The organism is Parasphingorhabdus sp. (assembly GCF_039977335.1).
Taxonomy (GTDB): domain Bacteria; phylum Pseudomonadota; class Alphaproteobacteria; order Sphingomonadales; family Sphingomonadaceae; genus Parasphingorhabdus.
Window position 1 is genome coordinate 182,318 of sequence record NZ_JBDWDI010000004.1, and the last position, 20,327, is coordinate 202,644.

The window sequence follows — 20,327 nt, forward strand, 5'->3', positions numbered from 1 at the left end:
CAAGGAAACAGCTAGTTGGCGACGGTTCTCGGATATATCCGAGCGGTTCGACACGCTGCTTAGCAATTCCCTAACGGTATCTATCTGGCCATCAACGCCCCATGTCTCTCTGAATGGTTCGGCTTGCCATATAAAAGTGAAAAACAGACCAGATATAGAGACATTTGAAGATGATCATGGACCACTGAAGGCCCTCAGCATTAGCTGTGTCGCACGCGGCTTGAGCGGTTGAAGCCAGATTGGTTGCCTTGCATGCGTCTAATGTCAGCGTGGGATCAATGCCAGACAAGAACGTCGAATTTAATATGGTCGAAAGCCCGCCGATAAGCGGTGGACCAAGGCCGTAGCCCAATAAATTGACAATGAATAACGTTATGGCCACTGCCGTCGCTCGCATCCGGCTATCCACTACGCCGCTAGGCACCGCATATAGCGGGCAAAGATACGTATATAGCAGCATCTGACCGACCATCATCAGCGGTACAGCTAGCCACAGAGACTCCGCCAAATAGCCAGTTACATGCATGGGTATGACCCCAATTAGAGCAAGCATCGGTATCCAGGCCAAAGCTTTTGGAAAACGCTCCGAAAATTTGTCCGCCAAAAAGCCAGACATATAGGTCCCGATCGAGGCCATGACCGCTAGCGCCATTGCGATTTTCACCGAAGCGTCAAATATCGACAATTCATGCGTGCGGATTAGGAAGGATACCAAAAACTGGCCAACACCATAGTTGACGAACGATGCGATGGTAACACCCATCGTCACATGCCAATAGGATGGCTTCTTTGACAAAATTTTGAGCACTTCGCCAAAGCCAACCTGATCTTTGTTCTGCATCTCAGGTGGATCGGTGTAGCCACGCGGCGGTTCCTTGATCGTCATTTTTACGAACATAGCGACGATAATGCCGGGAATGCCGACCACGACAAAGGCGACACGCCAACCTTCGATATTCTGCCAATCCAGAATATTTGCTGCCCATGTCCAGTTCCAGCTGGTCAGCAACGCACCGATGGTCGCACCATCCAGACTGCCGACAATAAAGCCGCCGAAGACATAGGCCACCATACCGCCGAGAGGAATGCCCAGCGCATAGACAGAAACCGCGGTTGAGCGTTCGGCTGGGACAAAATAGTCCGCGATGATGGAATTGGCTGGCGGTGAACAACCGGCTTCCCCAATGCTGACGCCAATACGGAAAATAAACAACGCAATAAAACTGGTTGCAAACCCGCATAAAACGGTCATCAGGCTCCAAAGCGCCACCGACGCAGCAATAATCCAGACCCGGTGATGTTTTTCCGAGAAACGAGCAATAGGAATGCCGACAAATGTATAAAGGATCGCAAAAGCGGGACCACCAAGCAGCCCCATCTGCCAATCCTCGACCCCGAATGTTTCCTTGATGGGTTCGGTGAGGATGTTGATTATCGTGCGGTCGATGAAGTTGAAGACGTAAACCGTCAACAAAATCCCCAATATATAATTCCGATAACTGCGGCTGCCATATCCCGTTTCGGGCGTTCCATGACTGTCAGTTTGAGAGATGCTGCTTGCTGTAGCTTCGGCCAAATTCCAACTCCTGCAATATTTCCCAACTGATAGTTATCTATGGGTTTTTTGCACGATACCGAATTTTCAACTATTGTATATTCTATTATCTATATCTGATTTCGGGACTAAGCGGACATCTGTCTTGGACACGAAAGTGTACAAGGGCAAATGACGAGAGCTCCACTCTACCCTGCCCTTTCAGCAATCAGATTCACTGCTCAAAAAGCTCTACAACAACAGTTCAATGATAGGGTTTGCGTCTGTTTTGCGCCTGTAAACTAGCACTTTCTTAATCGTCACAGCGCATAAAATTAAAACCACGGTTCACAAAGCTGTAATAATCATTATACCAGCGCACGTTTTGAAGGCCAATATCGCAGGGGGCAACTTTTTGGCTTTGCAATGGGTTCGATAGGTCACTTACCGGTCGGATGTGTTTTTCCCTAGAATTTTAACAGAAACCACAAGAGGGTTATTTGATTTATTTAAAAACGGGCGCATCGCTTGCGGTCATCGCAGCTTTGGGCTGTGCATCGGCGCAAGCTCAAGAAACAGTTTACAACGAAGAACAAAAGGGCGTACAGGAAATTGTAGTTACGGCGACAAAACGTAGCGCAGATTTGCAAGATGTTGCGGTCGCTGTGCAGGCTTTGGGTGAAGAAACACTCGATCAGCTGGGCGTTACGGTCTTTGACGATTATCTCCAACAACTACCCGGCGTTACAGCTGGCGGCGGCGGTCCTGGTCAGAGCACGATCTATATTCGCGGTCTGGCATCGACTACACCCAACCTGACAACCGCTGGCGTCGCCGGCCTGGCTCCCAACGTGGCGCTTTATCTTGACGAGCAGCCGGTATCACAGCCGGGCCGTAACCTTGATGTTTATGCAGCCGATTTGGAACGCGTTGAGGTCCTGTCCGGGCCGCAGGGCACGTTATTCGGCGCTAGCTCGCAAGCGGGCACGGTGCGTCTGATCACCAACAAACCTGTCATCGGGCAGTTCCAATTCAAAGCGAAAGCTGGCGTTTCGTTCACCAAAAGCGGTGACCCAAGCAATAATATCGAAGCGATGGTGAACATTCCTGTTACCGATCGTTTCGCCATTCGTGCCGTAGGTTATTATGACAACAAGGGTGGTTATATCGACAATGTTGCGGGCACTCGCAGCACCGCCGAAAGCGCGCGTTTTCGTGCCGCTGGAACCGTCCGCGACAATGGCGTTCCTGTGAATGCCAACCGCGGCGGTTTGCAAGCGGGTGCTGATCTAAGCAGCGTAAACTTCATACTGGCTGACAATAGCGCTCTGGCCGAGAAGAATTTCAACGACACCCAATATCTTGGCTTCCGGGTCAGCGGTAAATATGAATTTTCCGATGACTGGAGTCTGACCGTCGCTCATGCCCGTCAGGGTCTGGATTCCGACGGCGTTTTCTTTGAAGACCCTACGCTGGGTGATCTGGAAATCGAACGTTTTGAACGCGATGAGGTCGAAGATGATTTCAGCAATACCAGCTGGACACTGGAAGGCCGGATTGGCGCGTTGGAACTGGTTTACACCGGTGCTTATACCAAGCGTGAGACATCGCAGCGGGTTGATTATTCCGACTATCTGTTTGTTGGCCAATATCTGCCCTACTATATCTGTGACGGGTCGGTTTCCTATCCAGGCGCCGCTCCGACAGGCACCTGTCAGGCACCCAATTTGTTCGTGAATTCCCGTACAGAAACCGAAGCAATGACGCATGAACTGCGCTTCAATACGCCGGAAGATTATCCGATCCGGTTGACGGCTGGCGGTTTTTACAGCGATCTGGAGCTGTTGGAGTTAAACGACTTCACTTATCCCGGCAGCACGGCGATCGATTTGTTCGGTGGTTCTTTCCCGCCCAATTTCTCACAGCCCAATGCATTTATCTCGGATACCAACGCTTATCCTGCAGGAGTGATATTCCGTAACGATATCCGCCGGACCGACAAGCAATTCGGCATATTTGGCGAAGCAACCTATGATATTTCGGATCAGTTCGCTGTCACCCTTGGTGCGCGCTATTATGACGTTGAAGTGGATCTGGAAGGCAGTGCTAACTCGTCTTTCTGTAATTCGAGCGGCGTAGACGAAAATGCCTTTGGTACGAACATCAGCGATCTTTATGATGGCGATGGCAGCTTCACATTCATCGGCAGTTGTAATGATGCCTTGCGCCAAACTTTTACACTCGGCCAATCGGTAGCAGATATTCAAGCAGCCGGGTTAAGTGCAGCACAGGCGCAGCAAGTGTTCAATGCATTGAACGCACCTGACAAAGCGACGACCGACGGCTTTATCTTCAAGGCCAACCTGACATGGACGCCAACCGACGATTTGCTATTCTATGCAACTTACTCCGAAGGCTTTCGGCCTGGACTGTTAAACCGTCCCGGCGGTGCGCAAGGCCCTAATGGCTTTAATGTACCGTTCGTGTTGGATACCGATGATGTGACCAACTATGAAATTGGTTGGAAAACGTCATTGTTCGACAATCAGGTGCGCTTCAATGGTAATGCCTTCTTTGTGGATATTCAGAATCTGCAAACCACCATCCTCGATCCGTCGATCACCAACTTGTTCTTCTCGGACAATGCGGCAGACGCAGAAATTAAAGGTGTCGAGGCTGATATCACCATAGCGCCTTATTCTCTGGATGGTTTAACGGTCAGCGCGGCTTTCTCGATCTTGGATACTGAAATTACTGATGTTCTGACACCGACCAATGACGTGGTTGAAGGCCGCAGTCTCGCCTTTGCTCCTAGTTTTCAGGGTAATTTACGGGCCCGCTATGAATGGAATATCTTTGGTGATTGGACCGCTCATGTCCAGCCACAGGTCACCCACTCTGCATCGGCAGCGACTGACATTATCGAGATTAACCGGATTAATCTGGACAGCTGGACAACATTTGCTCTGTCCGCTGGTATCACCGATGACAAATGGTCGTTCGAGATATTCGGCGAAAACCTGACTGACGAACGGGCTGAGGTTAGCGGCAATTTCGTTAATGATCGCGCACGCATCATTGTCAATCGCCCGCTGACTGTGGGTGCACGGGTTTCCTTCACCTATTAAGGTACAATACAACCGGGGGAGGCTAACCAGTTGGTGGGTCTCCCCTTTTTTGAAGGACGATATGCCGCGATTATATGTATGAAACTGGTCTTGATATCGCCGAACAGCTCAAACAGGCGCGCGCTCATATATATGAGGGGCGTTTTGAAGCGGCGCTGCAATGCGCCGCGGCGGTATTGCAGGATGAAGCAGTAAATATCGACGCACTCTACATGAAAGCGGTTTGCGAACGCTATCTGGGGAAATATGACACAGCTCTGGCGAGCGTTGACCGGCTGAAAGGCTTATCGCCTGATTTTGGCCGCGCGTATCAGGAAGAGGGGCATATTTTCAAAGCCATGGGCGATGATGAAAGGGCCATGACCGCTTATCGTCGAGCCTGCCAGTGTAATCCCGCGCTGCAAGCCAGTTGGAAAGCGCAAGGCGATATTCTCGAAAGCTGGGGCCGGCGAGATGCCGCATCAGAAATGCGCGGACAGGAACAACGTATAGCTACCATGCCCAAACCCTTGGTCGCGGTGTCCCATCTTTTGCACGAGGGCAAGCTGATCAAAGCGGAAAATGCTTGCCGGCACTTCCTGCAAAAAAATCCCAAAAATGTTGAAGGGATGCGATTGCTGGCGGATATCGGCGCGCGTTTGGGTATCTTGGAGGATGCCGATTTTTTACTCGAAAGCGCGATTGAATTTGAACCTGATAACATTCAAGTGCGAATTGATTACATCCAGATCCTTCGCAAGCGTCAGAAATTTGCTGAAGCCCTTCAACAAAGCGAAGCGCTCTATCAGCGCGATCCTGAAAACCCGGTCTTCCAATCTCTTTTCGCGATCGAATCCATGCAGACCGGCGATTATCAACACGCTTTGGATTTGTTCGATAAAGTCTTGCAGAAGCTACCTGGCGATCCAGTCACTTTGACGTCCAGAGGACATGCGCTCAAAACTTTTGGCCGCCATGAGGAAGCCGTGCTCTCCTATCAAAAATCATTTGAATCAGACCCCGGCTATGGCGATGCCTATTATGGACTAGCCAACCTCAAGACCTATCACTTCAGAGACGAAGAACTCAGCCTGATGGAATCGCAGGAGCAGGGTAACCAGCTCAGCTATCAAAACCGTATCCATATCTGTTTTGCGTTAGGCAAAGCCTATGAGGACCGGAAGGATTATGACACATCCTTTGGCTATTATCAGCGCGGCAATGAACTGAAACGTGTGCAGTCGCGCTACGACGCCGATCAGATGACGGCGGAATTGAACAGCCAGATCAAAGCCTGCACGCCCGCATTGTTTGAACAGCAATCTGGTAAGGGACATGATGCACCCGATCCCATTTTCATATTGGGTCTGCCGCGTGCGGGCTCGACGTTGCTTGAGCAAATACTGGCATCGCACAGCCAGATTGATGGCACACTGGAACTGCCCAACATATTGTCCCTTGCGCACAGATTACGGCGACGGAAACAAGCGAGCAATGACTCGCTATATCCGGACAACCTCCAGGATCTCGATGCCGCTCAATTATGCGATATGGGCCAGGAGTTTATCGATAGCACCCGCATCCACCGGCAAGCTGCGCCCTATTTCATCGACAAAATGCCCAATAATTTTCGGCATATCGGCTTGATCAAACTGATTCTCCCGAACGCGAAAATCATTGATGCCCGGCGGGAACCCATGGCTTGCTGTTTTTCCGGTTTCAAGCAGCTGTTCGCAGAAGGTCAGGAATTCACCTACGGATTAAACGAAGTTGGCCGCTATTACAGCGATTATGTGCGCTTGATGGACCATTGGGAAATGGTGTTACCGGGCGCTGTGCTGCGCGTTCAGCATGAAGATGTTCTAGACGATCTGGAGGGGCAAGTGCGCCGGATGCTGGATTATCTCGGCCTGCCATTTGAACAGGCCTGTATCGACTTTTACAAGACGAAACGCGCGGTTCGTACCGCCAGTTCCGAACAGGTGCGCCAACCCATTACCAAAGCCAGCGTCGATCTATGGCGTTATTATGAATCACATTTGCAGCCGCTGAAAGAAGCGCTGGGACGCAATTATTTGGAGCCTCAACAGTGAGCGGAACGGAAACAGCAACGGCCAATGCGGCGGTGGATGTAATCGAGATTAATTATGAAACCGATTATGAAGCCGGTCAGGATAATGTAAATCCATTCGGGCTGGAGATGCATAATCCAGTGTTTTTTGTCAGCGCCGCGCTGACCATAGCATTTGTCGTGTTGACGCTGTCATTTCCGGAAACGGCCAAGACCGGACTAGAGGCGACTAAGGCTTGGACGCTGGAATATTTTGATTGGTTCTTTGTTATTGCGTCTAACTTCGTTCTGCTTTTCTGCGTTGCAGTTGCCCTCTCCCCCTTAGGTAAAATTCGTCTAGGTGGGTCAGAGGCTAAGACGGAATTTGGAACCGCATCCTGGATTGCTATGCTGTTCTCAGCTGGCATCGGTATCGGTATGGTTTTTTACGGTTCGGCCGAGCCTGTGGCCTATTATACAGATTGGGGCGGCACACCGCTTAACATGGAACCGCGTACGCCTGAGGCGATGCGCCTGGCGCTTGGTGCCACGGTGTTTCACTGGGGCCTGACACCTTGGGCCATTTATGCGGTTATTGGTCTGGCTCTCGCCTTTTTTGCCTTTAACAAGGGGCTGCCGCTGACCATTCGTTCCGCCTTTTATCCCCTATTGGGCGAACGCATCTGGGGCTGGCCCGGCCATTTTATTGATATTCTTGCAGTCATTGCAACCATGTTCGGGTTGGCCACATCTCTGGGCCTAGGCGCACAGCAAGCCGCGACCGGCCTATCGTTTCTATTTGGTATAGAGGCCAATTTAACCTCTCAATTGTTGCTGATCGCAGTCATTACCGGGCTGGCTATCGTTTCGGTCGTGCGCGGAATGGATGGCGGCATAAAATTGCTGAGCAACATCAACATGGTTCTGGCAGCTGCTCTGCTGGCCTTTGTTTTTGTCGCAGGGCCGACGCTGAAGATATTCACCGGCTTTGGTACCGCTATCGCAAGCTATGCCGAATATGCCATCCCGCTCAGCGATTGGACGAGCCGGGAAGACAAGGCCTGGTATCATGGCTGGACGATCTTCTATTGGGCCTGGTGGGTGAGCTGGTCTCCTTTTGTAGGCATGTTCATTGCGCGTATTTCCAGAGGCCGCACCATTAGGGAATTTTTGGCAGTGGTCCTCATCGTGCCTGTGATTGTCGCAATCATATGGTTCACAACATTTGGCGTGACAGCAATTGAGCAAATCAAAGACGGTATCGGTCAGTTGCCCGCCGGGATCAGCGAAGCGCCACTGGTGCTTTTCCAGATGCTCGAGAATATGCCAATACCGTATATCGCTTCTTCCCTTGCGATCATTTTGTTGATCGTATTTTTTGTGACCTCATCGGATTCCGGCTCGTTGGTCATTGATGCGATAACGGCTGGCGGCAAAACAGATGCTCACGTTTCACAACGTATTTTCTGGGCGATATTGCAAGGCTTGGTCGCGGCAGCATTACTGGTCGGCGGTGGTGCCAGTGCACTGGGAGCGATGCAGGCGGGAACGATTGCCAGCGGCCTGCCGTTCACACTCGTTTTACTCGTATGTTGCTACAGCCTGTTCAAGGGTTTGATGTCAGAATATGCTATCCTGAAAACCAGAAGCGGTGCCGTTTGACGAAAAGTTGATTTTTCGTCCCTCGTCACCTCTCGTTCGATAATTAGAATCAAACCTCTTTTTCTGCGATGGACCTGTGCCGAAACACATCATCTAACATCTTGAAAAAACCCGGCGTCGCCGCTCCTATTGCCGGGCTATTTTTTCTTGCGGAAAGCAGGCGTTCGATGACATGAGAAAACCTGTGTTCAAACGGACGCCAACAGTAATATCAGAATGGATAGCTCAGTGATTACTCGCCTCCTTGAAGTTATGCGGCGCCTACGCGATCCCAAAACCGGGTGTGAATGGGATACGGTTCAAACCTTTCAAACCATCGCGCCTTATACAATTGAAGAAGCCTATGAAGTTGCCGACGCTATTCAACGTAACGATATCGAAGCACTGAAAGACGAATTGGGAGACTTGCTGCTACAAGTCGTTTTTCATAGCCAGATCGCATCAGACGAAGGCCATTTCGTATTTGATGATGTGGTCGATGTAATATGCGAAAAAATGATCCGACGGCATCCGCACATATTTGGTGAAGCTCAAGATACTCCGGGTTGGGAAGAGATAAAAGCCAAAGAGCGATCGGAAACTGGGAATTCGAGCGCATTGGATGGTGTCGCATTGGCTCTCCCCGCCCTGTTACGTGCGCAAAAAATACAAAAACGTGCAGCACGAGTTGGCTTCGATTGGCCCGACAAGGTGCCAGTGAAAGCAAAATTGCTAGAAGAGCTTGATGAAGTGGAACAGGCTGAAACCAAAGAGCATATCCATGAAGAGATTGGAGACCTGCTCTTCTCGGCCGTTAACCTAGCGCGTCACTATGGTGTCGATGCAGAGCGGGCACTTACCGACGCTACAGGGAAATTCTCACAGCGGTTCAACAAGGTAGAAAGCTCTGTTACTCGAGATATGAAAGATATGTCGATTGATGAGCTGGAAGAAGAATGGCAAAAGGCGAAATCTTCATCCTAAAGCGCGTGAAATCGCCCCCAATTCCGATTGGACATTTGTACAGCTATAACCCAATTATCATTGGCTTGTTCCGATTCCAAAACGCGGCCATGTTCATGCAGCCATGCCAATCGCCTACCATCAGATACTGGCAGCGTAACTGTTTCAACATTATGATTGCGCGACAAATTTTCTGTCACCATTTCTATGAGTGCATCGATACCCTGCCCCGTTACGGCTGACATAAGGCAGACATTGTCAGGTATATGCTCTGGTAATTTAACTGATTCCGGATCATCAGTATCGATCAAATCAATCTTGTTCCAAGCTTCGATGATCGGGGCCCCCTCCCCATCTTGCAACTCGACCCCTAATTCCATCAATATTTGTTCGACATCACTCGCCTGCCCATCGCTGGAAGAGTGCGAGATATCTCTTACATGGATAATCACGTCCGCCGCAGTCACTTCTTCGAGCGTGGCTCGGAAGGCTGCTACCAATTGCGTGGGTAGATCAGATACAAATCCCACTGTGTCAGACATTATTGCCTTGTCATAACCTGGCAAAGGAAATTGACGCATTGTTGGATCCAGAGTCGCGAACAACAAGTCCTCCGCAAATACATCGGCACCAGTCAAACGATTGAAAAGGGTAGACTTGCCTGCATTTGTATATCCTACAAGCGCTATGACCGGCCATGGTGCTTTCTGACGTCGTGATCGATGCAACGTCCGGGTTTTTCTCAAATGAGAGAGGTCTTTGCGCAATTTGGCCATACGATCTCGGATCATCCTGCGGTCCGATTCGATCTGGGTCTCGCCCGGACCTCCTAGAAAGCCGAAACCACCACGCTGCCGTTCCAAGTGGGTCCAGCTACGTACCAAGCGCCCGGCTTGATAATCGAGATGCGCCAATTCCACCTGCAGGCGTCCTTCAGCAGTTGCCGCTCTGGCGCCAAAAATCTCTAGAATCAGGCCAGTTCGGTCGATTACTTTGACCTTCAACTCTTCTTCGAGATTGCGTTGCTGTATCGCACTTAGAGTGCCATCAACAATCAGTATATTGGCGTTTTCCTGCGCCAATATGGTCTTGATTTGTCCGACCTGTCCGGACCCGAACAAAGTTCCTGGTTTTGGCGCGCGAACTGTAAAATATCGCGCAGATGTCGTTTCCAAACCGATTGCTAGAGCAAGGCCAACAGCTTCCTCTAACCTGTAATCCAGAGCATTTTGATTAAGCGCTCCTAAATCAGGATGAACAATGACAGCGAGATCTTTGGTCCCATCCAGCTCGTTTTTTTCAAATGGTATCAATGGGAGCCGTCATCTGTGTTGTTGTAATCGGCCAAATTGATAGCACCGCTAGGTTGAATTGTAGATATGGCATGCTTGTAGACCAGTTGCGCGAGACCTTCTCGTTCCAGCAATATACAGAACAGGTCATATGCTGCCACTTCACCCTGAAGCATCACACCGTTCACAAGGAACATTGTCACGGGATCATTGCTGTCGCGAACAGCTGTCAGAAACACTTCCTGCAAAACGCCGTTTTTGGCTTTGGCGCGCTCCATCAGATCAGAAAACGCCTGCATGTCGAGGCTTTGCGATGGCATGATAGTAGAGATGGCATGTTTGTAGACCAATTGTGATTGACCATCGCGACGCAACAGCACAGAAAAATTATCAAACCAAGTGACAATGCCCTGTAATTTTACACCCTTTACCAAAAACATCGTTACCGGCATTTTTGATTTACGGAGAGAATTTAAGAAGAGATCTTGTAAGTTATTTGATTTATCGGTCATTTTTGACTTCCGGTTTTTGGCAGCGCGAAGGCCGCAGACAGTTTCTAAATTGCGGCCTTAGGTCGTTGGGGGAGCCGCGTAACAGACATATATGAATTCGTTGCTGAAGCTACAACAGCAATCGGACAACAGGCTATTCGACGCTCTGTTTCTTTTTCGCTGCCAACCCTAGGATTTTGAGCTTTCTGTGTAACGCAGAGCGTTCCATCCCAATAAAATTGGCCGTTTTGGATATATTTCCAGAGAATCTTCTAATCTGGACTTTCAGATACTCTCGCTCAAAACTTTCCCGTGCTTCCCGCAACGGAGAGCCCATTAATGATGCGACGCCCTGATCCAAATCATCGTCATTACCCAATATTTCCGGCGGCAACATCTCAACTTCAATTTTGGCAAAATTGTCTTTGGGCGCCAAAATGATTGTTCGTTCTATGACATTACGCAATTGGCGAACATTGCCGGGCCAATCGCAAGCCTGCAGTGCGGCCATGGCTTCCGTAGAAATTTCTGGCGGGTTCAGGCGCTGGTCAGCGGCAAAACGGGCTGAATAGTGCTCTACCAATGTAGGGATATCTTCACGACGTTGGTTAAGGGGAGGCAATTCGACTGGTACCACATTCAGCCGGTAGAAAAGGTCTTCACGAAAACGTTTTTCCTGAATCTCTTCATCGAGATTCCGCGACGTTGCCGATACTACTCTTACATCTACCTTTACGCGTTGGGTACCACCGAGCCGAACGAAACTCTGCTCGGTCAAGACGCGTAGAATCTTGCCTTGGGTGTCCAGCGGCATGTCAGCGACTTCATCAATGAACAATGTTCCGCCATGAGCTTCCTCCAGCAAACCAATTTTTTCGACAACACCGCTTTTCTCGGTTCCAAATAGCTCCTCTTCAACACTTTCCGGAGACAAGCGAGCTGCACTGATCGTCACAAATGGCGCATTGGCACGCGTGCTCCAATTGTGCATCAGGCGTCCGGCAACTTCCTTGCCAACACCTGCCGGTCCGGAAATGAGCAACCGACTGCCCGTACCGGCAACCCGCTTCAGCGTCGCGCGCACGGCATTGACTGCAGGACTATTACCCGTGAGCTCATCGGCAAACCCGACCCGCGCTTTCAATATCTCATTCTCGCGGCGCAGACTTTCGGTCTCAGTAGCTCTCGCAACCAAGTGCATGAGATGCTCTGCTTCAAACGGCTTTTCGATAAAGTCTACCGCACCCTGAGAAATCGCTGCCACGGCCGTATCAATATTTCCATGTCCGGAAATCACAATAACTGGTAATTTTGCATCTATTTTCTTGATCTCAGTCAGAAGCTCGAGCCCGTCCAGACGAGAACCTCTCAACCAGACGTCGAGCAACACGAGAGACGGCTTGCGCTCCTTAACTGCTGCCAGCGCAGAATCGCTATCGCCCGCCACTCGGGTTTCATAGCCATCATCCTCTAAAACACCGGATATTAACTCACGAATATCCGGTTCATCATCAACAATCAGTATATCTAATGCCATATCTTCGACCTCTAAATTGGGGGTAATTTATCTGCTTGCGGACGCTTGCTGTCCTTTGTTGGGCTTGCTGTTCCGATGGATTGTTTCGACTGACCTACAGTCGAGCTATCTTGTATTGAGCCGTCTGCCAGACGCTCCAGCTTCTCGGGACTAAGCGTTATTGTGACACGCGTGCCACTCCCCTCGTCCACCGGCTGAGAGTCCGTGAAGGCGATCGTGCCAAAATGCTCTTCTATAATTTTCTTCACTATGGCTAAGCCAAGACCCGTGCCCTTATCTCGAGTCGTCATATAAGGTTCTACAATACGTTCACGTTCGTCAGGCAGACCGATACCATTATCATCCAATTGGATTTCTATATCGCCTTCACGTCGACGGACAGCCATGTTTATCCGACCATCTTCATATGAGAAGTCAGCATTTCCTTCTGCCTTTTGTTCAATGGCTTCGACAGCATTCTTGACGATGTTCGTCAGCGCTTGCCCTAACTGTCTGCGATCGCATACCAAGGACGACTTTTGATCGTCCGCTTCAAACCGGAATTGAATTTTGGGATGAGCAACTTCTTGCAAGAAGACTGCTTGTTTTACGATATCAGCAATGTTTTCTTCGCGAAAAACAGGTTTTGGCATCCGGGCAAAAGAAGAAAACTCATCAACAATATTCCGCAAGTCACCAACTTGACGAACAATTGTACCGGTTAACTGAGAGAAAACTGGGGCGCCTTCATCAATATTTTTTCCGAAGCGCCTCTGTAGTCTCTCAGCCGCCAGCTGTATGGGCGTAAGCGGATTCTTAATTTCATGCGCTATCCTACGTGCCACGTCTGACCAGGCAGCCCGGCGCTGATCCAAAAGCCGTTGCGTAATATCTTCGAACGTAATCACGTGACCCGACGTTCCACTGACAATTTTGACCTCCAGAGTGCGAACTTCATTGCTCGACGAAAACTGGATGATCGAATTTTCAACGCCATCGTCAATCAGGGCGGCAAACTCAGGCGCGACTTCAGATATTTGCGATTCAAGAAGATTTTCATTTTGTCTAGCAAGCAAAGCCTGTGCGCGAGAATTAAACAAACTAACACGCCCCGATTGATCCAGACTAATTATGCCAGCAGTTACAGATTCCAGTACTGTTTCGATAAAGGCACGCCGACTACCCAATTGTTCATTGGCTGTTAGCAAGGCTGTTGTTTGGGTCTCCAAGCGCTCCGTCATCCGGTTAAACGCCCTGCCCAACGTGCCTATCTCGTCCTTCTCAACAGGTGCAGGTACTCGGGTTGCCAAATCTCCTTCCGTGATCCGCTTTGCGGCATGAACCAATTCGCCTACCGGCCTCACCATTCGGTCGGCAACAGCAAGTGCAATCCATAACGCAAAACCAACAATGAAGAGAGACACTAGAAACAATGCGATGTTGAACTGCAGCTGCAGGCTACGGGAACGGGTGAACAGATTATCATAATCCTCAAGGACGGACTGCGCCCGCTCCCATTGACTAAGGGCCAACATATCTGAGTCACGCGCGGCATAGAGAAAAATACGCGAATCCAAATCCAGTGCCGTCACTGCTTCGATCTTGTTTGGCTTTGCAGTAACCACATAATTCTGCCCATTGAGCAACTGGCCAATAACATCCTCAGATATCTTTGTGTCTTGGTCTCCGTCGTCAGGGTTCACTGCTGCTGCTGTGCGTGCAACATCATCTTGGCCATATTGTATAATCGCAGATTCATTTAACTTTCGGGTAAGCACCTGAAAGGAATAGTTTTCTGCAAATTCAGGATGATTGATACCTTTTTCGGCCAGAAAGCTGCGCAGGTCACTTGCCATGGTGATAGTTTCTTCGCCGACATCTTTCCTGTTCTGATCGTAATATCCACGTGCCAGACTGTTGGCATTTTCCAACATTCCTCGCGCACGGTCGGAAAACCAAAATTCGACACCATATTGAAAAAGCAACGATGCAAAGATCACCACCAGCAACATTGGGATGCTGGCCACTAGAGAAAACAGAGCAACGAGGCGCACGTGCAAACGGCCACTGCTTCCGACCGCTGATTTTGCCGCCCTGCCCTTGGCCATCCGCCGACCCAGCAATACCAGAAGAATGATTGCTGGAATTAGATTTGCTACCAGCAAAGCCGCTGTCAGAGGGGGCGAGATAAAATCGGTTCGACCCGATTGAGAACTTAAAAGAGCATAGCTTCCCGCTGCCATAGCGAGAAAAACAAATATCACGCTCCACTCAACCCGTTTCATCGCTTTATCATCTTCAGAGAGAAGCGATAACCTCCTCAGCCACGCTGGAGATCGCTTTTCAAGAGTGGGCTGCGGAACATTCATTGTTGCCTTGATACAACAGATTCGTTGTAAAAACAGCACAAATGGAGCAAAAATGTCACGCTTTAGCGCATGAAAGAGTCAGTTCATCGCGATTGCGCTGGGTCAATGTCATACTCGGTCAGTTTTTTCCGCAAGGTGTTTCGGTTGATACCGAGCAAGCTAGCTGCCTTGATCTGATTGCCATTTGCTTTGCGTAATATTTCTTCCAACACCGGGCGTTCAAATTTCTCCAAAGCCCTCATATAAAGAGAAGTATTTTGATCTTTTTCCGCCATCAAGTCACCCAAAATTGCTTTCACACGATCCGAGAATCCGGATTCTGTAATCTGACCTTGTTCATCGCTTTGTTCGGATTGTATGATCTGCCTTACAGCTGTTTCGGAAAGCTCTTCTTCGCGAGCAGTGACGACAAGTCGATATATAAGGTTTTTCAGTTCTCTGACATTTCCTCGCCAACTATGGCGGGACAGCAACTCCATACCATCAGTTGTCAAAACCTTCTTTGGAAGGCCATCGGAAACGGCAAGATTGAGGAAATGATTAGCCAATGCTGGAACATCGCTGACTCGATCACGCAGCGGTGGTAATTCTATGGGCACGACGTTGATCCGATAATACAGATCTTCTCGGAATTTACCGTCTTCAATGAGTTTTACGAAATCCTGATTGGTTGCCGCAATTATCCGAACATCGAGTTTGATCGTCCCCCTGCCGCCTACTCGATTAATCTCGCCGGACTGCAAAGCCCGCAACAACCTTGTCTGAGCATGCATTGGCATATCGCCAATCTCGTCCAGAAAAAGTGTCCCCCCCTGCGCTTGTTCAAATTTACCTGCAGCGCTGCTCACAGCGCCGGTGAATGCACCTTTTTCGTGACCAAATAATTCAGCTTCGATAAGGTCCGTGGGAATCGCAGCCATATTAACCGGGATAAATGGTCCGGCTTTACGATGCCCCAAAGTATGAATAGCCTCAGCAACTAACTCTTTACCGGTGCCAGATTCACCCAAAATGAGTACTGAAAGATCGTTGCGCAAGAGCCTAGCGATCATTCGGTAAACCTCTTGCATCGCTGGACTACGGCCAACCAATGGAAGATTATCTTCCTCTAAGTTTTCTGTCGAAAGTCCGGAACTGCGCGGTTTCATAGCTTGTTGCACAACCTCGACCAGTTCATCGAGATCAAAGGGTTTGGGAAAATATTCAAACGCGCCCGTTTCGGATGCACGGACTGCAGTATTCAAAGTATTTTGGGCAGATATTACGATTATGGGTAGATCTGGATCTCGCGCCTTCACGGCGTCCAAAGTAGCAATCCCGTCTTCTTCACCCAAACCGACATCTGTGACCAGTAGGTCATATTTGCCGCTAGCAAGCAGTGCATCTCGATCCCCAACCGATTTGCAACTGTCAACGGCCATGCCTTCAGCCTTTAATGCGGTCGAAATAATATGACTGACTGACGGATCATCTTCGACCAATAAAACGGTTTGCTTAACCATCGAACTATCCTTGCTTCGCTACCGGTAAAAACAGTATGAACTGAGTATCCTTTGCATCGCCTGCCCGTTCATAGCGTACCCGTCCGTTCATATCGCTCATCAATTTCCGAACCAACGCCAATCCAAGCCCCTGCCCTTCCCTTTTGGTGGACACAAAAGGAGAAAAAATTTCTTGCTCAAGCTCCTTGGGAACTCCCGGGCCATTATCTTTGATAATGATCTCCACTGGTAACCGGAACATTTGCTCTGAACCATGAACGGAAAGGGAAGCTCCAAAACTATAACGGGTGGTGACCTCTATACTAGAGGTTTCGATGTCTTTTGTGGCGTCTACTGCATTGGACAAAAGGTTTGTTAAAACCTGCATCATCGCATCAGGGTCTACTAGAACCTCAGGTAAGGACGGATCAAACCGGTCCTTTATCTCAATGTCTCCGCCATAAGCGGTGACGATCGATTGTCTGGCGCGGTCAATCAAAGAATGTATGTTAACGGCCTCTACATTAGCAGGTTGTTTGGTAGAAAGACTCTGCATCCGATCTAGTAATTTTGCGATCCGCTCAACTTCACCCTTTATCATATGGGTTAACGGCCTCTGATCCTCTGCAAGGGAACGATCCAAAAGTTGTGCCGCACCTTTTATGGCAGCAAGCGGGTTCTTGATCTCATGTCCCAAAATATCAGGAGCACGCACCGAAAACGGCTCTTGCTCGCTCGACGGCTTTTCAGCAATAGGCCCGCCTGCTGGGAGCGGGGCAATTGAAACAATGCGCCAGCGTTGATCGGCTGGCACCGTGTGAATATCAAAGTTCACAAGTCCAGCGTCGCGGCCCTTCAAACTGATAGGAATGCGACGCGCTGCCATATTCGCATCCTTGTCAACCAAGGCTTTGACCAAGCGATCATCATGAAACTGAATGTGATCCGAAACATGTGCGCCAATCAAATGCCTGGCACTTTGACCCAAAAAGCTCTCCGCAACAGGGTTCACTTTTGCAATCTGATGATGCTCATCAATGATCAGTAATGCGTCTGGTAAGCCAGCAAATATCTGTTCTGCCGACGGCAAGTCCGTCATCAGGCAGCCGCTTTTTCGAGCCAAGGAGCGTAAAAGTCTCGCAACATGGCAAGTACTTTTGATGCATCCATTTCCTTATTTGCTTGGTTCCGGAAATCCGCGGATCCCGGAAGTCCCTTGGTGTACCAGCCAATATGTTTGCGCGCGACTTTCACGCCGATATCTTCTCCATAAAGATCCAGCATGGCACGATAATGTTCTTCCAGAACCGCATATTGCGACTGTAGATCAGGATCGGCGAGCGTAGTCCCATGTTCAAACCAGTGCATCACCTGTCCTAACAACCAAGGCTTCCCATAAGCGCCACGCCCAATCATCAGACCGTCCGCTCCGCTTTCTGCTAAGGCCCGTTCACAATCATCAATGGTACAAATATCGCCATTGACGATGACCGGAACTGAAACCGCGTCCTTTACCTGCTTCACGAAAGTCCAATCGGCGCTGCCTTTATACATCTGGCAACGCGTCCGGCCATGCACCGTGATCATCTTTGCGCCGAGATCTTCGGCAATATGAGCTAGTTCGGGCGCATTCAGGCTATTATGATCCCAGCCCATCCGCATTTTCACAGTCACCGGAACATTCACAGCCTTTACAGTTGCTTTGATAAGGGCTGCGGCGAGTGGCAGATCCCGCATCAACGCAGAACCGGCATCACCGTTTACAACCTTTTTGACAGGGCAACCCATGTTTATATCAATAATTTGCGCGCCGCGATCTTCGTTTAGCTTGGCCGCCTCTGCCATGGCTTCCGGCGAACAACCAGCCAGTTGCATCGACACAGGTTCTTCAGTGGGATCCCATGCGCATTTTTGTAAAGACTGGCGCGTTTCGCGGATCATCGCTTGACTCGCGATCATTTCGGTCACGTTCAAACCAGAACCAAAGCGCCGCACCAGTTTTCGGAACGGCAGATCGGTCACACCAGTCATAGGCGCCAGCAATACCGGGCTGTTGATTGTGATCTTGTCAATCGAGATGGGTTTCAATGTCATGTCATATGCCTAGAATTTAAGCAGCCTTTATCGTCAAAGCGACTGGCAGGCAAGAAAGGACTGGGCTAGATCACCCGAATGAGTGATTCTACCGTCTCTAACCAAGGAAACCATGCCCTGATTGTCGCCGCTGGCCAGGGTGAACGGTCGGGATTGGGGCTGCCCAAGCAATTTGCTTTGGTCGATGGACAACCAATGGTTCGTCACAGTGCGGCCAGCTTTCTTGATTATCAGGATATCTCCAAACTTTGGATCGTAATCGGGGATGGCCAGGAAGAAAAACTGGCCGAAGCGTTGGCCGGATTGCCAGGTTATGAAGTCGTGATCGGAGGAGCTGCTCGTCAGGACAGCGTGCGCAATGGTTTGTCAGCCATAGCCGCAGCTGGCGGCGCAAAAAATGTCTTGATCCATGACGCTGCCCGCCCATTCTTATCGCATATGATGATTGATAGTCTGCTCTCTTCTTTGGAACGGGAAACTGCTGCGATTCCTGTACTATCGACGATTGATACGACAATAAATATCGATAATGGCTATGCAGCAGACACTTTGGATCGCGGTAGATTGTGGCGCGTGCAAACACCTCAAGCTTTTCATTTTGAGGAACTGGTACAGGCTCATGCTATCTGGCCAAAAAACAGCGATGCGAGCGATGACGCTCAAATCTTCAAAGCCGCCGGACATCAAATAGCGGTTGTCGACGGCGACGAAAAACTCAACAAATATACTACAGCATCCGACTTCGCTAAACCATCAGGGCAGAATATGACACAGATACGTACCGGTATGGGTTTTGATGTCCACCAACTCGCTGCTGGTGAAGAGCTTTGGTTAGGTGGGTTGCAGATTGATCATGACAAGGGCCTTGCGGGGCATAGCGATGCTGACGTTCTCTTACATGCCCTGACCGATGCCCTACTGGGCGCCGCTGGTGCAGGAGATATTGGGGATCATTTTCCGCCCTCCGACCCGCAATGGCAAGGTGCCGCGTCTGATAAATTTGTCGAATTTGCCGCGTCGGTCATCAAACAGAAAGGTGGTCGCATCAATAATGTCGATATGACAGTGATTTGTGAGGCCCCCAAAATCAAACCGCGCCGGGATGCGATGCGACAGAATATCGCAAAAATGCTAGACATTCCAGTAGATCAGGTCAGTGTTAAAGCGACAACAACTGAAAGATTGGGCTTTACCGGGCGCGGAGAAGGCATTGCAGCGCAAGCCGTTGCAACAATATCGATGGAGTAAGAGTAATGTTCAAAAAAATATCGGCCGCATCGGCCATGATCGCCCTTACAAGTGCAACGTCGTTGCAAGCGGCAGAAACCAAGCAGTGCATCCCGGCGGAAACGGCGGAATCACTTATAACTTATGTTTTGCCGGGCGCTTTGGGTGCGGTGAGAACAAAATGTTCAGCAAGTCTTCCTGCTACTGCTGCATTGCTTCAGGTCGATTCAGAGCAGATGCGGCGATATGAAGCAGACTCTCAAAAAGCTTGGCCAGAAGCAAGCACCGCTATCGGATTATTGGTTGGACAGGATTTGCCTGAAAATATGGAAATGGATGCCATGCGTCCATTTGTCGACGCCATGATTCCTGCTATGCTGGCACAGGAAATCAAACCTAAAGACTGTCCTACAATCGATAAGGTTTATGACCTACTGGAACCAATGCCGACGTCGAATCTCGCAAGCCTCACCGTGATGCTGGCGCAGCTAGGCAGTAACGATAGCGAGAGCAGCCGAAAAGATCCGTTCAATATTTGCAAAGCACCCTCCTGATAGGCTAG

General features: G+C 49.7%; 13 protein-coding genes and 1 pseudogene. 6 read left to right on the forward strand and 8 right to left on the reverse strand.

The genetic code is table 11. The features are described from left to right. Positions 1 to 91: 91 nt before the first annotated feature. Positions 92 to 1,576: an MFS transporter gene (locus ABJM21_RS08165; protein WP_348301628.1), complete on the reverse strand. Its 1,485-nt coding sequence runs from the start codon at positions 1,574 to 1,576 to the stop codon at positions 92 to 94. Positions 1,577 to 2,034: 458 nt separating this feature from the next. Here ABJM21_RS08165 and ABJM21_RS08170 point away from each other — a divergent pair, with 458 nt between their 5' ends. From ABJM21_RS08170 to mazG, 4 genes are all read left to right on the forward strand, one after another. After that, on the forward strand, positions 2,035 to 4,662 hold the full coding sequence (locus tag ABJM21_RS08170; protein ID WP_348301627.1) for a TonB-dependent receptor: 2,628 nt from the start codon (positions 2,035 to 2,037) through the stop codon (positions 4,660 to 4,662). 74 nt (positions 4,663 to 4,736) lie between these two features. Beyond that, positions 4,737 to 6,734 (forward strand): sulfotransferase, encoded by a 1,998-nt coding sequence (locus ABJM21_RS08175; protein WP_348301626.1) that lies wholly within the window; start codon positions 4,737 to 4,739, stop codon positions 6,732 to 6,734. Next, positions 6,731 to 8,353: a BCCT family transporter gene (locus tag ABJM21_RS08180; protein WP_348301625.1), complete on the forward strand. Its 1,623-nt coding sequence runs from the start codon at positions 6,731 to 6,733 to the stop codon at positions 8,351 to 8,353. The genes ABJM21_RS08175 and ABJM21_RS08180 overlap by 4 nt, the downstream gene beginning before the upstream one ends. Before the next feature lie 228 nt (positions 8,354 to 8,581). Further along, positions 8,582 to 9,316 carry a nucleoside triphosphate pyrophosphohydrolase gene (gene mazG, locus ABJM21_RS08185; RefSeq protein WP_348301624.1) on the forward strand — a complete coding sequence of 245 codons (735 nt, stop codon included), beginning with the start codon at positions 8,582 to 8,584 and terminating at the stop codon, positions 9,314 to 9,316. Here mazG and hflX read toward each other — a convergent pair. The 7 genes and pseudogenes from hflX to dusB all read right to left on the reverse strand — a co-directional run bounded on the left by hflX (position 9,313) and on the right by dusB (position 18,538). Next, positions 9,313 to 10,608, reverse strand: a complete 1,296-nt coding sequence (gene hflX, locus ABJM21_RS08190; RefSeq protein ID WP_348301623.1) for a GTPase HflX — start codon at positions 10,606 to 10,608, stop codon at positions 9,313 to 9,315. The two genes, mazG and hflX, sit on opposite strands and share 4 nt — an antisense overlap. Further along, positions 10,605 to 11,114: pseudogene (gene hfq, locus ABJM21_RS08195) on the reverse strand (RNA chaperone Hfq); the annotation flags it as partial. The gene hflX and the pseudogene hfq, both read right to left, overlap by 4 nt. Before the next feature lie 118 nt (positions 11,115 to 11,232). Next, positions 11,233 to 12,615, reverse strand: coding sequence for a sigma-54 dependent transcriptional regulator (locus ABJM21_RS08200; RefSeq protein WP_348301622.1), 1,383 nt, complete (start codon positions 12,613 to 12,615; stop codon positions 11,233 to 11,235). Positions 12,616 to 12,626: 11 nt separating this feature from the next. Further along, on the reverse strand, positions 12,627 to 14,999 hold the full coding sequence (locus ABJM21_RS08205) for an ATP-binding protein (RefSeq protein WP_348301697.1): 2,373 nt from the start codon (positions 14,997 to 14,999) through the stop codon (positions 12,627 to 12,629). 47 nt (positions 15,000 to 15,046) lie between these two features. Continuing rightward, a complete protein-coding gene (gene ntrC / locus ABJM21_RS08210) occupies positions 15,047 to 16,465 on the reverse strand; it encodes a nitrogen regulation protein NR(I) (RefSeq protein ID WP_348301621.1) in 1,419 nt (472 codons plus the stop codon). A gap of 4 nt (positions 16,466 to 16,469) precedes the next feature. Beyond that, on the reverse strand, positions 16,470 to 17,543 hold the full coding sequence (locus ABJM21_RS08215) for an ATP-binding protein (RefSeq protein WP_348301620.1): 1,074 nt from the start codon (positions 17,541 to 17,543) through the stop codon (positions 16,470 to 16,472). Next, the gene (gene dusB, locus ABJM21_RS08220) at positions 17,543 to 18,538 is read right to left on the reverse strand and encodes a tRNA dihydrouridine synthase DusB (protein WP_348371991.1); all 996 of its coding nucleotides are present in this window, start codon (positions 18,536 to 18,538) and stop codon (positions 17,543 to 17,545) included. Before dusB ends, ABJM21_RS08215 begins: the two co-directional genes overlap by 1 nt. Positions 18,539 to 18,616: 78 nt before the next feature. On the opposite strand from dusB, the gene ABJM21_RS08225 reads away from it, so the two are divergent. Together ABJM21_RS08225 and ABJM21_RS08230 are read left to right on the forward strand one after the other, a co-directional pair. After that, positions 18,617 to 19,786, forward strand: a complete 1,170-nt coding sequence (locus tag ABJM21_RS08225) for a bifunctional 2-C-methyl-D-erythritol 4-phosphate cytidylyltransferase/2-C-methyl-D-erythritol 2,4-cyclodiphosphate synthase (protein ID WP_348301618.1) — start codon at positions 18,617 to 18,619, stop codon at positions 19,784 to 19,786. A gap of 5 nt (positions 19,787 to 19,791) precedes the next feature. Further along, complete coding sequence (locus ABJM21_RS08230) at positions 19,792 to 20,319, forward strand: hypothetical protein (protein WP_348301617.1); 528 nt, start codon at positions 19,792 to 19,794, stop codon at positions 20,317 to 20,319. The last annotated feature ends 8 nt before the right edge of the window (positions 20,320 to 20,327 follow it).